The 12,844-nt window shown below is 68.3% G+C and carries 13 protein-coding genes; 7 read left to right on the forward strand and 6 right to left on the reverse strand.

From position 1 onward, the window contains the following. Nucleotides 1–44 precede the first annotated feature (44 nt). Nucleotides 45–1,085: an L-threonine 3-dehydrogenase gene (tdh, locus tag ACE3PU_RS07845; protein ID WP_374388468.1), complete on the forward strand. Its 1,041-nt coding sequence runs from the start codon at nucleotides 45–47 to the stop codon at nucleotides 1,083–1,085. 98 nt (nucleotides 1,086–1,183) lie between these two features. Here tdh and ACE3PU_RS07850 read toward each other — a convergent pair whose 3' ends face one another. Continuing rightward, nucleotides 1,184–1,582 (reverse strand): hypothetical protein, encoded by a 399-nt coding sequence (locus ACE3PU_RS07850; protein ID WP_374388409.1) that lies wholly within the window; start codon nucleotides 1,580–1,582, stop codon nucleotides 1,184–1,186. A gap of 68 nt (nucleotides 1,583–1,650) precedes the next feature. Next, complete coding sequence (locus tag ACE3PU_RS07855; RefSeq protein WP_374388411.1) at nucleotides 1,651–2,673, reverse strand: DNA topoisomerase IB; 1,023 nt, start codon at nucleotides 2,671–2,673, stop codon at nucleotides 1,651–1,653. A gap of 109 nt (nucleotides 2,674–2,782) precedes the next feature. Between ACE3PU_RS07855 and rlmJ the strand changes: the two genes are divergently transcribed. Both rlmJ and ACE3PU_RS07865 read left to right on the forward strand, forming a co-directional pair. Continuing rightward, nucleotides 2,783–3,595, forward strand: a complete 813-nt coding sequence (rlmJ, locus tag ACE3PU_RS07860; protein WP_374388413.1) for a 23S rRNA (adenine(2030)-N(6))-methyltransferase RlmJ — start codon at nucleotides 2,783–2,785, stop codon at nucleotides 3,593–3,595. Between the two features lie 22 nt (nucleotides 3,596–3,617). Next, on the forward strand, nucleotides 3,618–4,349 hold the full coding sequence (locus tag ACE3PU_RS07865; RefSeq protein ID WP_374388415.1) for a type 1 glutamine amidotransferase: 732 nt from the start codon (nucleotides 3,618–3,620) through the stop codon (nucleotides 4,347–4,349). Here the strand turns inward: ACE3PU_RS07865 and ACE3PU_RS07870 are convergent. Next, nucleotides 4,346–5,395, reverse strand: a complete 1,050-nt coding sequence (locus ACE3PU_RS07870) for a YeiH family protein (protein ID WP_374388417.1) — start codon at nucleotides 5,393–5,395, stop codon at nucleotides 4,346–4,348. The two genes, ACE3PU_RS07865 and ACE3PU_RS07870, sit on opposite strands and share 4 nt — an antisense overlap. A 77-nt stretch (nucleotides 5,396–5,472) precedes the next feature. Here ACE3PU_RS07870 and ACE3PU_RS07875 point away from each other — a divergent pair, with 77 nt between their 5' ends. After that, a complete protein-coding gene (locus ACE3PU_RS07875; RefSeq protein ID WP_374388419.1) occupies nucleotides 5,473–6,351 on the forward strand; it encodes a LysR family transcriptional regulator in 879 nt (292 codons plus the stop codon). On the opposite strand, the gene ACE3PU_RS07880 is transcribed toward ACE3PU_RS07875, so the two are convergent. From ACE3PU_RS07880 to ACE3PU_RS07890, 3 genes are all read right to left on the reverse strand, one after another. Continuing rightward, nucleotides 6,348–6,545 (reverse strand): hypothetical protein, encoded by a 198-nt coding sequence (locus tag ACE3PU_RS07880; RefSeq protein ID WP_374388421.1) that lies wholly within the window; start codon nucleotides 6,543–6,545, stop codon nucleotides 6,348–6,350. The genes ACE3PU_RS07875 and ACE3PU_RS07880 overlap by 4 nt on opposite strands. Beyond that, entirely contained in the window at nucleotides 6,536–7,417 is an 882-nt protein-coding gene (gene hemF / locus ACE3PU_RS07885) for an oxygen-dependent coproporphyrinogen oxidase (protein WP_374388423.1), read from the reverse strand. Before hemF ends, ACE3PU_RS07880 begins: the two co-directional genes overlap by 10 nt. A gap of 82 nt (nucleotides 7,418–7,499) precedes the next feature. Continuing rightward, complete coding sequence (locus ACE3PU_RS07890) at nucleotides 7,500–8,090, reverse strand: DUF2726 domain-containing protein (protein ID WP_374388426.1); 591 nt, start codon at nucleotides 8,088–8,090, stop codon at nucleotides 7,500–7,502. 161 nt (nucleotides 8,091–8,251) lie between these two features. On the opposite strand from ACE3PU_RS07890, the gene ACE3PU_RS07895 reads away from it, so the two are divergent. The 3 genes from ACE3PU_RS07895 to pyk all read left to right on the forward strand — a co-directional run bounded on the left by ACE3PU_RS07895 (nucleotide 8,252) and on the right by pyk (nucleotide 12,837). Beyond that, complete coding sequence (locus ACE3PU_RS07895; protein ID WP_374388428.1) at nucleotides 8,252–9,508, forward strand: dipeptidase; 1,257 nt, start codon at nucleotides 8,252–8,254, stop codon at nucleotides 9,506–9,508. 84 nt (nucleotides 9,509–9,592) lie between these two features. Further along, the gene (locus ACE3PU_RS07900; protein ID WP_374388430.1) at nucleotides 9,593–11,260 is read left to right on the forward strand and encodes an alkaline phosphatase family protein; all 1,668 of its coding nucleotides are present in this window, start codon (nucleotides 9,593–9,595) and stop codon (nucleotides 11,258–11,260) included. Nucleotides 11,261–11,391: 131 nt separating this feature from the next. Further along, nucleotides 11,392–12,837 (forward strand): pyruvate kinase, encoded by a 1,446-nt coding sequence (gene pyk, locus ACE3PU_RS07905; protein WP_374388432.1) that lies wholly within the window; start codon nucleotides 11,392–11,394, stop codon nucleotides 12,835–12,837. Nucleotides 12,838–12,844: the final 7 nt, after the last annotated feature.

Raw genomic sequence — 12,844 nt, forward strand, 5'->3', positions numbered from 1 at the left:
GAGCCTGAGGCCGATTTCAGGGAGTTGAGACTATGACCGACACGATGAAGGCCCTGGCGAAGACCGCGCCCGGCGTCGGCCTGGAGTTGATCGACGCGCCGATCCCCCAGGCGGGGCCGGAGGACGTGCTGATCCGGGTGCACCGCACGGCCGTCTGCGGCACCGACATCCATATCTGGAACTGGGACGAGTGGTCCCAGAAGAACGTGCCGACCCCGATGATCACCGGCCACGAGTTCGCCGGCGAGATCGTCGCCATCGGCAAGGACGTGGATCGCCCGCTCAGGATCGGTCAGCGCGTCTCGGCCGAGGGCCATGTCATCGACCTGAACTCCGAAGCCGCCCGCGCGGGGCATTTCCACCTGGATCCGCACACGCGCGGCATTGGCGTGAACCGCCAGGGCGCGTTCGCCGAGTTCGTGGTGGCGCCGGCCTTCAACGTCATCGAACTGCCCGACGACGTCCCCTATGAGATCGGCTCGATCCTGGATCCGTTCGGCAACGCCGTTCACACCGCGCAGCAGTTCGATCTGCTGGGCGAGGACGTCCTGGTCACCGGCGCGGGACCGATCGGCATGATGGCGGCCGCCGTCGCCCGTCACGCCGGAGCCCGCACCGTCGTCCTCACCGACATCAACGATTTCCGGCTGGAGCTGGCGCAGAAGGTGGCGCCGGGCGTGCGCACGGTGAACACGACCAAGGAAGACATCCACGACGTCATGAAGGAGCTGGGCCTGAAGGTCGGCTTCGACGTGGCGCTGGAAATGTCCGGTTCCCCCATCGCCTTCAAGCAATGCGTCGACACCCTGATCATGGGCGGCGGCATGGCCATGCTGGGCATTCCCGGCAAGCCGATGGAGACGGACTGGGGCGCCATCATTCTGAAGGCCCTGACGATCAAGGGCGTCTATGGGCGCGAGATGTTCACGACCTGGAGGAAGATGCTGGGTCTGCTGAAGGCCGGTCTGGACCTTCAGCCGCTCATCACCCACCGCCTGGCCTTTGACCAGTACCGCGACGGCTTCGAGGCCATGAAGTCGGGCCAGTCGGGCAAGGTGGTGCTGGACTGGAGCCAGGCGGCCTAAGGCTGTCTCGAGACTGACGGATCGAAGGCGGCGCGCGAAGGCGGCCGCCTTCTGTCATGTCCGGACGGATGATGTCGTCGCGCTTGTCCGGCGTGGGCCTAGGCTGGGACCGCCGCGCCACGGGTGTGGCGGAAGACGATGATCGCAAACAGCGCCATGCCGATCACCACCAGGGTCGGGCCCACGACCAAACCGAGGCCAGCCAAGGCCATGAGATCAACAGGGCCGACGACCTCTACGGCCAGCGCCGGCATGAAGATCAGCAGCCCTGCGACCGCGGAACCGAAGTGCAGCTTTGGCAGCAGGCCGACCGAGGCGTCGGCGTGGGCGCGGTAAAACAGGCCGTAGAGAAACATCGACACCCAGCCCAGCAGGTTCACGTGGGCGTGGACGGGCGCGGCGACGAAGTTATGGGTCGCGCCCATGTAGTAGCCGATGCCGACGCCGATCAGGGCGAACAGCACGGCCAGGCGCAGAAAGGCGTTGGAGAGCTTCATGCGTAGGCCCCGGTTGGCGATCCGGCGGCGATAATGGCCGAACGGCGCTCTCTCAACTTAACCTTTTTTCAGGTTTGGGTCAGCAGGCGAATGAGGGCGGGCTCGAACCCCTTTGTTTCCGAACCTGGCAGCACATTCGGCAACTGGCCGTCTTGATACAGTTCAAACACCTTCGGGTGGACGTAGGAGGCGCGGCACACCGTCGGGGTGTTGCCCAGGAGGCCCGAGACGGCCTTGACGCAAACGGTGATCTTGCGCCGGGCGTCGGTGGGCGAGGTTGGAGGCTCCATGTCGCGCAGGGCGCGCGCGGCGGATACGGTGCCTGCCCAGGTCCGGAAGTCCTTCGCCGAGAATTGATCGCCCATGGCCTCGCGAATGTAGGCGTTGACGTCGTCCGACGTCACGGGACAGAGGCCGCCCTCGGCGTCGCGATATTTGAACAGCTGCTGGCCGGGCAGGTCCTCCAGCGCGCGGACGACGCGCGCCAGCCGGCGGTCGCGGACGCTGACGCTGTGATCCTTGCCGCTCTTGCCGCGGAACTCGAAGGTCAGGGCCGCGCCGTCCATTTCCAGATGGCGTTTGTGCAGGGTGGTCAGGCCGTAGCTGCGGTTCTGTTTGGCGTAGACCGCGTTGCCGATCCGGATCAGGGTCAGCTCCAGCAGTCGGACGGCGGTCGCCAGAACCTTGGCCTTGCACACCCCCCTCAGCCCGAGGTCGTGCTCCACCTGCGCGCGCAGCTTCGGAAGGGCGCGCGCGAAGGCGGGCAGGCGGTCGAACTTGTTGGTCGACCGGGCCGTGCTCCAGTCGGCATGGTATCGGTACTGCTTGCGGCCCTTGACGTCGCGGCCGATGGCCTGGATGTGGCCGTTCGCCCGCGGGCAGATCCAGACGTCGGTCCACGCCGGCGGAATCGCCAAGGCGCGGATGCGGTCCAGTGTCTTGGCGTCGGTGATCACGCGTCCCTTCGCGTCGCGGTAGGACCAGCCCTTGCCCGAGCGACGACGGCTCAGGCCGGGCTGTTCGTCGCTGCACCAGGTCAGTCCCTGGGGAAATTCGATATCGGTTTCGAAGGCGTGAGATCCGTCGGGCATTCGCGTTCCTGCACCCGTCTGGATGCTCGGCATCAGGGCAAGCGACGAACGCGGCGGCTGTTCAGCGGGTTCCGCTTGACCGGGCGGATCGCGCGGGGGACGAGGGCGGATGAACTATCGTCACAGCTTCCACGCTGGAAACTTCGCCGATCTGGTCAAGCACGCCCTGCTGCTGTGGCTGTTGGACGCGCCACGGGCCGGGGCGCGGACGGTGATCGACACGCATGCGGGCGCGGGCCTTTACGACCTGACCGGTGACGGGGCGCGTTCGAAGGAGGCCGAGGCGGGCGTCAGGCGTCTGATGTCCGCCGACGGGCGGCCGCCGCTGCTGGACGCCCTGGCTGAGGAGGTCGGGGCGACCAACCCGGACGGGGCCGTGCGCTTCTATCCCGGATCGCCGCTGCTGATCGCGCGCCGTCTGGGGGAGGGCGGACGCTATGTCGGTTTCGAGCTGAACCCGCCGGTGCGGGCCCTGCTGGTCGAGGCGTTGAAGAACCATCCCGACGCCGAATCGCGCGAGGGCGACGGGTATGACGGAGCGATCGCAGAGGCCGCGCAGGCCTGGTCGCCGCTGGTGCTGATCGATCCGCCTTTCGAGCGGCCCGACGACTATGTTCGGGCGGCGGACACGGCGATCACCATCCGGATGCGCGATCCCGGCGCGACCATCGCGATCTGGACGCCGCTGAAGGACTTGGAGACATTTGACGGCTTCATCCGGCGGTTGAACGGCAAGGCGGGGCCTACCCTGGTCGCCGAGGCGCGGCTGCGCCCCCTGACCAATCCGATGAAGATGAACGGCTGCGCCCTGGTCGTCGTCAATCCGCCGCCCGGCGCCGAGGCTGCGGCGGATGAGGTCTGCGGCTGGGTGGCGGGGACGCTGGGCGACGCCGGCGCCAGGAGCGAGGTCTGGACCTTCTGACCAGACTCCCTAGGTTCAGGGCATGACCCGTATCGCCATCCTGGAAGCCGGACATCCGCCCGAGGATCTGAAGGACGACTTCGACGATTATCCCGCCCGGTTCCGGGCCCTGCTGGGCGAGGGGGTGCCAACGACGCGTTTCGACGTGCAGAATGGGCGCCTTCCCGAGGATCCCGCCGCCTTTCAGGGCGCGATCGTGACCGGCTCGGCGGCAGGGGTCTATGACGACCTTCCCTGGATCCCGCAGTTGATCGACTGGCTGAGGGCGGCGCGGGGGCGGACGCGGCTGGTGGGCATCTGCTTCGGTCACCAGGCGATGGCCCATGCCTTCGGTGGAACGGTCGAGAAGTCGGACAAGGGGTGGGGCGTGGGCCTGCATCGCTACGACATCCGGTCCGACGAGCCGTGGATGCACCCCCGCGCCCGCACGCTGTCCATCCCGGTGTCGCATCAGGACCAGGTGGTCACGGCGCCGCCTGACGCGCGCGTGATCGCCTCGAGCGGTTTCACGCCCTACGCGGGCCTGGCCTGGGGCGAGGACGCCATATCCTTCCAGTGCCACCCCGAGTTCCAGCCGGAGTATGCGGCGGCGCTGGTCGAGAGCCGGCGCGGGCATCGCATCGCCGATGCGGTCGCGGACGAGGCTGTGGCCAGCCTGGCGCGGCCGAACGACCGCCCGGTGCTGACCGCCTGGATTCGCGCCTTCCTGCTGTTGACGCCGCCGCCGGTGGAGACCGACGGAAGCGGCATCTAGAGCTCCATCAAGCGGATCAGCAGCAGCGCCAGCATCAGCAGGGCCGCCAGCGAAAGCACCACAGCCGCCACGACCCGGCCGCCAGCGCGGGCCACGGCGCGTATGTCGGTCTGCAGGCCCAGCGCCGCCATGGCCGTCACCGTCAGAAGGCCGGAGGCCGTGGCCAGGCCAGGCAGGGCGGCTTGGGGGATAAGGTCCGTCGAGCGCAGGCCGATCATGGCGATGAAGCCGATGATGAACCAGGGGACCAGCCGATGCAGGCCGGGCGTCCCTGCCTGTCGCCGCCGCCCCGCGATCAGCGACAGGGTGAAGACAACCGGACCCAGCATCAGGACGCGGACAAGCTTGACCACCGTACCGGTCTGGGCCGCAGCGGCGCCGAAGGGTGCGGCGGCGGCAAGGACCTGCGGCACGGCGTAGACGGTCAGGCCACCCAGGGCGCCGAACTGGACGGCCGACATCTGCATCAGCACCCCCAGCAGCGGCAGCGTCAGGACGACGATCACGCCCAGTACGGCGGTGAAGGCGATGGAGGTCGCGATCTCCTCGCCGTCGGCGTCGATCACCGGGGCTACTGCGGCGATGGCCGAGTTGCCGCAGATGGCGTTGCCGCAGGCCACCAGCATGGCGATGCGCGGATTGAGGCCCAGCGCCCGGCCCAGGCCGAAGCCGACGCCGATCGCGACGGCCACCAGAAGAAAGATGCCAAGGACGAAGGCGCCCCCCAGCGACGTCAGCGTCGCCATGCTGACCGAGGCGCCCAGCAGGACCACCGCGACCTCAAGCAGCGTCTTCGCCCCGAAGTTTATCCCACAGGTCCACCGTGGGCCCGGCGACCACACCGCACGGAGCGCCGCGCCCACCAGGATCGCCAGAACCAGCGGCTCCAGCCACGGATGGCCAAACAATCGCTGTTCGATTTCGGCCAAGGCGAAGGCGGCGACCGTCACCGCCGCGCACAGCATCAATCCGGGCGCGACTTCCGAGGGATTACCACCCGGCCACGACGGGGCGTCGATCGCAATGTCCGTGGTCGGAGCGGTCATGACGGCAGACTGCGCGCGGCCTCGACGTCAATCCAACGCATAGTTATGGTGATTTCAATCCGATTTGGAGATCAATCGTGACCCTGGAGCGCCTGCGGGTTTTTGTCGCCGTGGCCGAGCGGCAGCATGTGACCGCTGCGGCGCGGGCGCTGAACATGACCCAGTCGGCCGTATCGAATGCTCTGGCCGCGCTGGAAGCCGAGCACGCGGTTCACCTGTTCGACCGCGTCGGGCGCGGCGTGGTGCTGAACGAGACGGGACGCGTCTTTCTGCCCGAGGCGAAGGCGGTGCTGGCCCGCGCCGCGGCGGCCGAGGCGGCGCTGGCGGACATGAGCGCCCTTCGTCGCGGCCGACTGGCCGTGTTCGCCAGCCAGACCATCGCCAGCTACTGGCTGCCGCGCCGACTGGTGGCGTTCCACAAGGCGCACCCGGCGATCGAATTGGACGTCGCCATCGGCAATACGCGAGAGGCGGCCGAGGCGGTGCTGGGCGGTGCGGCCGAGCTCGGTCTGGTAGAGGGCGCTGTCGACGAACCGGCGCTGTCGTCGGCGGTGGTGGGTTCCGATCGGCTGGCCGTGCTGGTGGCGCCGGATCATCCCTGGGCGACGCGGCGGCGGCGCCTCGCGGCGGAGGACCTGGCGACCACGCCGTGGGTGCTGCGCGAACCAGGCTCGGGCACCCGCTCTACGCTGGAGGCGGCAGTGCGGTCTGCGGGCCTCGATCCGGCCTCGCTGCCGGTGGCGATGACCCTGCCGTCGAACGAGGCCGTGCTGGCTGCGGCCGAGGCGGGCGCCGGCGCCACGGCGCTCTCTGAGAGCGTGGCCTACGCCTCCGTGGCGGCGGGACGCCTGGCGACGGCGCCGTTCGACCTGCCCGAACGGCCCTTTCGCCTGCTTCGGCACAAGGAACGCTACCGCAGCCGCGCGGGCGACGCCTTCGCCGCCTTGATGCGCTAGAGGCCCAGGCGAGGAAAGACGAACCGCTCCATCACCAGGGCGGCGGCGAAGTAGAAGGCGCCGGTCGCCGCAAGCGTCATCGGAATGTCGGGCTGGCGGCCGATGGTCAGATAGATTCCATACAGCACCACGAACAGAACGGTGGTGGCCAAGCTGCGGATCAGGATGCGGGCGATCGGGGACTTCACGGCCATTTCACCACCGGGGGCATGGAACTGAGGATCGAATCGACGTTGCCGCCGGTCTTGAGGCCGAACATGGTGCCACGGTCGTAGAGCAGGTTGAACTCCACATAGCGCCCGCGCCGGATCAACTGCTCCTCGCGCTCCTCGGGCGTCCACTGCTCGCCCATTCGCGCCGCCACGATGCGAGGATAGACGTCGAGGAAGGCAAGGCCGACATCGCGGGTGAAGGCGAAGTCCCGCGCATGGTCGCCGCTGTCGTGGTGGTCATAGAAGATGCCGCCCGTGCCACGCGGCTCGTTGCGATGGGGCAGGAAGAAGTAGTCGTCGCACCAGGCCTTGTATTGCGCATGCCAGTCGGGGTCGTAGGCGTCGCAGGCGGCCTTCATGGCGGCGTGGAAGTCCAGAGTGTCCGGATGATCCCTGCGGCGGTCGGCGTCCAGCACCGGGGTCAGGTCAGCGCCCCCGCCGAACCAGCTCTGGGTCGTGGCGATGAAACGCGTGTTCATGTGCACCGCCGGCACCCGCGGACTGACGGGATGGCAGATCAGGCTGACGCCTGTGGCGAAGAAGCGGGGATCGTCCGCCGCGCCGGGCACGGTCTTGGCGTAATCGGCAGGAAAGGCGCCGTGAACGGTCGAGACGTGGACGCCGACCTTCTCGAACAGCCGGCCGTGCATCATGCCCATGACCCCGCCGCCGCCCTCGGCCCGCTCCCATGCGGTGCGGACGAACCGGCCCGGCTCGCCGGGAAACAGCTCGGGAGGGGCTGCGTCCTCCAGCGCCTCGAGGGCGGCGTGGATGCGGTCGCGCAACTGTTCAAACCAGGCGCGCGCCTCGACCTTCCTGAGGTCGAGCGGATCGGCGGGGGCGGTGTCGCTCATGGCGCGCTTGAACCACGTCGCGCGCGCGCCGTCATCTGGGCAGGTTGTCTGAGCGCTTCGCCACACGTCTTCCAGACAAGGATCACGCCATCTGTGGGGTCACGCCGAGTGCGCGGGCGATGTCACGCTCGAGGTCGTCGGCGTCATGCCGGGGCGTGGTCTCTATGTAGGCGATCCCAGCGCGCTGCAGCGCGGCTCTTTTGACGGCATCACGAGCGTGAGCGGTTCCCTGATAGTGCCCTTCGCCCTGATACTCGATCGCCGCCAGCGGAAGGCCGCTGTTCGATATCAGAAGGATGTCGACTCGCTTGCTGTTGACAGCGCGATAGGCGGCTTCGTCTGGAGAACTCAGGATTTCGCCCAAGCTGACCTGCGCCATGACCCGTCCCTTGACGTCGAGGCGTTTCAGCGCGCGTTCCGCTGCGTAGAAGACCGCAGCCTCCCCGCGCGACATGATGCGTCGAGGCGCGAAGGTGGCTGTCATTACGATGTCGAGCTGGGCCGAAGCGACAGTAGGCTTCACGACGCGCAAAGCGGGGGCACGATGTTCGGCGCGCCGCCTGTTCCGCCGTTTCCACGTGCGCGGCGCGCGCCACCTGCGGAACACCTCCCATGCCCCCATGATAACCGCGAAGGCGATGAGCGCGATGGAGGCGGTCGTGGTGTCCGGCATCTGTTCCTCGACAATCCTGAGCGGTGTTGATGCCTGTTCGTGATTGTTTTCGTTCTAACGATTAGGGTGAATCGGCGTCGCCAGGCGGGCCCGCATAAAGAGAGGCTTGTCTGGACGTCTTCGTCTGACATGGTGACGCCTGTTCCAAGAGGAGATGCGTCATGTCCCGACATTTTCTGGCCGGGGTCGCCATCGCTGTGATCACAGCCGCCGCCGCGCAGGCCCAGCCGGCGGACGAGGCCCGCGTGCTGGAGATATTGAAGACCACGCCGCTGATCGACGGGCACAACGACCTGCCGTGGGCGCTGCGACAGTCCTATGGCAACGATGTCTATGCGGTGGACCTGACGCGGGATCTTTCGGCTTCGACGAAGCTGCACACTGACATCGCGCGGCTGCGGGCGGGGGGCGTGGGCGGCCAGTTCTGGTCGGTCTATGTGCCGGCCAGTCTGACGCCGCTGGAAGCGGTCGAAGAGACGTTCGAGCAGATCGACACGGCCAAGCGGATCATCGCCGCCCATCCCGAGACCTTCGGTCTGGCGACGACGGCGGACGAGGTGGATGCGGTCTTCGATTCGGGGCGGATCGCCAGCCTGATCGGCATGGAGGGCGGCTATTCGATCGATGACTCGCTGGCGCTGCTGCGCGAGTTCTATCGCGCCGGCGCCCGCTACATGACGCTGACCCACTCGAAGACCACGACCTGGGCCGACAGCGCCACAGACGCGCCGAAGTGGGGCGGGTTGAACGCTTTTGGTGAAGACGTCGTCCGGGAGATGAACCGCCTGGGCATGATGGTGGACCTGAGCCACGTCTCGGAGGAAACCATGCTGGACGCCATGCGCGTGTCAGAGGCCCCGGTGATCTTCTCGCACTCTTCGGCGCGGGCGGTGACGGGCCATCCCCGCAACGTGCCCGACAATGTGCTGCGGATGATGCCGCAGGACGGCGGGATCGTGATGATCAACCTGGCTCCGGGCTTTGTGTCCGAGACGGTGCGCGCCTGGAACGCGGGCAGGGCGGCCGAGGACGCGCGATTGAAGTCGCTCAATCCCGGCGATCCTGCGGCGGTGGAAGCCGGGCTGAAGGCCTGGGACGACGCCCATCCCACGCCGCAGGCGACGCTGGCGGACGTCGTCGCCCACATCCAGCACGTGCGCGATGTGGCGGGCGTCGATCATGTGGGCCTGGGCGCGGACTTCGACGGCATCGGAAGTCTGCCCGAGGGCATGGGCGGGGTCGACGCCTATCCGCGCATCCTGGCGGCGCTGATGCAGGCGGGTTGGACCGAAGCGGACATCCGCAAGATCTCGGGCGAGAACCTGCTCCGCGTCATGCGGGCGGTCGAGGCCACGGCGGCGGCCAAGGCGGACGAGCGTCCCTCCATGGCGCGACTGGAGCCGCAGCCCGCGTCCTGATCCCGCCTCAGCGCGGTGGGCGTCACGGCGTTGCAATGAGGTCCCGATAGGAGCATCTGCGTGCGACCTTTCGGGAGTGGCGTGATGAAATTTGCACCGGCGTTGCTATCGGCGGTCCTGGCGGCGGGAGCGGCTCTTCCTGGCAGGGCGGATGCACAGGATCGGACGGCGCCGCCCCGGCTGGTCGTCACCATCGTGGTCGACCAGTTCAGCGCCAATCTGTTTGACCAGTACCGCAGCCGCTACACGGGCGGGCTTAAGCGACTGGCCGACCAGGGACTGGTGTCGATCAACGGCTATCAGACGCATGGGGTGACCGAGACCTGTCCCGGCCACTCGACCGTGCTGACCGGCATGCACCCGGCCGAAACCGGCATTCCCGCGAACGACTGGATCGACCCCCGGACCGGCAAGGAAGTCTATTGCCTCGCGGCGCCGCAGAACCACCTAGCCCACGGCCGAGACGACACAGACAACGGGCCGGTCGGCCCCGACCAGATCAAGGCGACCAGCCTGGGCGACTGGCTGCTGGCCGCCAGTCCCCAAAGCAAGGTCTTCGCCGTATCGGGCAAGGACCGGGGGGCGATCAACCTGGCGGGTCATCAGGGGCAGGCGTTCTGGTTCACCGACGGCTTCGGCCTGACCACCTATGTCGAGCCCGGTCAGACGGCCGAGGCGCGGCTGGCGCCGGTGGCGGCGTTCAACACCGCCTTCAGGGCCGAGATGGCGGGCGGGCCCGTGACTTGGGACCATCGGCATGAAGAATGCCGGGCGATGGCCGGCGACTGGATCATCCGTGGCGAGACCTTCCATTCGGCGCTGCCGCCGGCCGATCCGGAGTTCGACGAATCGCCGCTGCTGGACGAGCACACGCTGAAGGCGGCGACGTATCTTCTCGACAGTCAGCGTCTGGGGCAGGGCGAGGCGGTGGACATGCTGGGCGTCAGCCTGTCGGGCACCGACCGCATCGGGCACGGCTTCGGCACCCAAGGGCCCGAGATGTGCGAACAGCAGCATCGGCTGGACGAGGCTTTGGGCGACTTCCTGGACCGGGTGGCGCAGACGCCGGGCGGCGCGCTGGTCGTGCTGACGGCCGACCACGGCGGGTCCGACTTCGTCGAGCGGCTGGCCGCACGCGGCTATCCCCATGCCCGGCGCGCCGACATGGCCGGCTTCGCCGCGGTCAGCGCCGAGCTTCAGCAGCGCTTCGGCCTGGACGCGGCGCCATTGCAGCAGGGGGGCAGCGGCGTCGTCGTGGCCGATGGCCAGGGACGCGCGCTGGCCGAGCCGCTGCGGACCCAGGTCGCGGAGGCCGCGGTGGAAGCGCTGCGACGACTGCCGGACGTGGCTTTCGCCGAAACGCGCGAGCGGCTGCTGGCCCAGCCGATTCCGGATTCGCGCAATCCGGAGATGCTGACCCTGACCGAGCGGATGCGGCTGTCGGTCGTGGACGCCCGGTCGCCGGACATCATTCTGGCCTTCCAGCCGAACGTGGTCGCCGGCGGACGTGTCGGCGGCGCGATCTCCGGCCATGGAACGCCGTGGGAGTACGATCGGCGTGTGCCGATCATCTTCTGGTGGCCCGGCTCCGCCGGCCAGGAGCGGTTTCTGCCCATCCGCACCATCGACATCGCCCCGACCCTGGCTCACGTCATCGGCGTGGACGCGCCCACGGTGCAAGGGCGGTGCATCGACCTGAACGGCTTCGATGTGGACGCGTGCGACGCCGCGCCGGCCGCGGTGGGGCGATAAACTCCTGTTTCGAGGATCGTAAACTCGTGTTTCCCGGCGGGGTGCGGGCCTTACGTCCGGTAAGTTTCGTTGGCAGAAGGATCGCAAGCTGATCCAGCGGCCGCGAGAGCCGCCATACCCCAGGAGCCCCCATGAACAGAGCCCGCCGCGCGCGCATCGTCGCGACCCTTGGGCCCGCAAGCCGCGCGCCCGGGACGGTCAAGGCCCTGGCCCAGGCCGGCGTGGACGTGTTCCGCCTGAACTTCAGCCACGGCTCGCACGAGGATCATGCGGCGGCGCTGAAAGCGGTGCGCGGGGCGGAGATGGCGTTGCAAAGGCCGCTGGGCGTGCTGGCCGACCTGCAAGGGCCCAAGCTGCGGCTGGGGCGGTTCAAGGATGTCGAAATCACGGTCAAGCCGGGCCATGTCATGCGCTTTGACCTGGATCCGACGCCCGGCGACGAGACGCGGGTGCAGATGCCGCACCCGGAAATCTTCAAGGCTCTGCGCGAGGGGATGCTGCTGCTGCTGGACGACGGCCGGGTGCGGCTGCGCGTCGGCAAGCGGACCGACGAATGGGCTGATGTGACGGTCGAGAGCGGCTCGAAACTGTCGGACCGCAAGGGCGTGGCGGTGCCCGAGGCGGTCATCCCGGTTTCGGCCCTGACGCCGAAGGATCGTGAGGACCTGGCCTTCGCCCTGCGCATGGGGGTGGACTGGGTGGCGCTTAGCTTCGTGCAGAAGCCCGAGGACATGGCTGAGCTGAAGCGGATCGTGAACGGTCAGGCGGCGTGTCTGGCCAAGATCGAGAAGCCCGCCGCCCTGGCCGACCTGGAGGCCATTCTGGACTATTGCGACGGCGTCATGGTCGCGCGCGGCGACCTGGGCGTCGAGATGGACCCGGAGGAAGTTCCGGTCGCACAGAAGCAGATCGTGCGCGCGGCCCGCAATCGCGGCGTGCCGGTGATCGTCGCGACCCAGATGCTGGAATCGATGACCAGCGCTCCGGCCCCGACCCGAGCCGAGGCGACCGACGTCGCCAATGCGGTGTACGAGGGCGCCGACGCCCTGATGTTGTCGGCCGAGACGGCTTCCGGCGATTATCCGATGGAGGCCGTCGGCATCATGAGCCGCATCATCGAGCGGGTGGAGCGCGACCCGATGTGGCCCAGCCTGATGGGTGCCGAGCACGCAGGCATGGATGAACATGACGTCGACGCCCTGGTCGGCGCCGCACGCAAGGCGGCGGATGCGCCCTCGACGGCCTGTCTGGTGGTGTTCACGACGCTGGGCGGCACGGCGCGTCGGATGGCGCGCGAGCGGCCGCTGAAGCCGATCCTGGTGCTGACGCCCAACGCCTCGACTGCGCGGCGCCTTGCTCTGGTGTGGGGTCTGGAGCCCCGGCTTGGCGACCAGCCGGCTTCGCTGGAGGACGTGACCGACGACGCCGTGAACAGCGCCGTGAAATACGGACTGGCCGAGGCGGGGCAGCGCATCCTGATCCTGGCGGGCACGCCGTTCGGGGCGCCGGGCGCGGCCAATCTGTTGCGTCTGGCCCATGCGCCGGCGGCCAAGCCCAAGAGCCGGCGAAAGAGCTGAGGCCGTC

The sequence above is a fragment of the Brevundimonas sp. genome, assembly GCF_041911375.1.
Taxonomy (GTDB): Bacteria; Pseudomonadota; Alphaproteobacteria; order Caulobacterales; family Caulobacteraceae; genus Brevundimonas.

Coding starts and splice junctions, on each gene's coding strand:
- tdh (WP_374388468.1), top strand. CDS start 45: ATGAAGGCCCTGGCGAAGACCGCGCCCGGCGTCGGCCTGGAGTTGATC.
- ACE3PU_RS07850 (WP_374388409.1), bottom strand. CDS start 1,582: ATGAAGCTCTCCAACGCCTTTCTGCGCCTGGCCGTGCTGTTCGCCCTG.
- ACE3PU_RS07855 (WP_374388411.1), bottom strand. CDS start 2,673: ATGCCCGACGGATCTCACGCCTTCGAAACCGATATCGAATTTCCCCAG.
- rlmJ (WP_374388413.1), top strand. CDS start 2,783: ATGAACTATCGTCACAGCTTCCACGCTGGAAACTTCGCCGATCTGGTC.
- ACE3PU_RS07865 (WP_374388415.1), top strand. CDS start 3,618: ATGACCCGTATCGCCATCCTGGAAGCCGGACATCCGCCCGAGGATCTG.
- ACE3PU_RS07870 (WP_374388417.1), bottom strand. CDS start 5,395: ATGACCGCTCCGACCACGGACATTGCGATCGACGCCCCGTCGTGGCCG.
- ACE3PU_RS07880 (WP_374388421.1), bottom strand. CDS start 6,545: ATGGCCGTGAAGTCCCCGATCGCCCGCATCCTGATCCGCAGCTTGGCC.
- hemF (WP_374388423.1), bottom strand. CDS start 7,417: ATGAGCGACACCGCCCCCGCCGATCCGCTCGACCTCAGGAAGGTCGAG.
- ACE3PU_RS07890 (WP_374388426.1), bottom strand. CDS start 8,090: ATGCCGGACACCACGACCGCCTCCATCGCGCTCATCGCCTTCGCGGTT.
- ACE3PU_RS07895 (WP_374388428.1), top strand. CDS start 8,252: ATGTCCCGACATTTTCTGGCCGGGGTCGCCATCGCTGTGATCACAGCC.
- ACE3PU_RS07900 (WP_374388430.1), top strand. CDS start 9,593: ATGAAATTTGCACCGGCGTTGCTATCGGCGGTCCTGGCGGCGGGAGCG.
- pyk (WP_374388432.1), top strand. CDS start 11,392: ATGAACAGAGCCCGCCGCGCGCGCATCGTCGCGACCCTTGGGCCCGCA.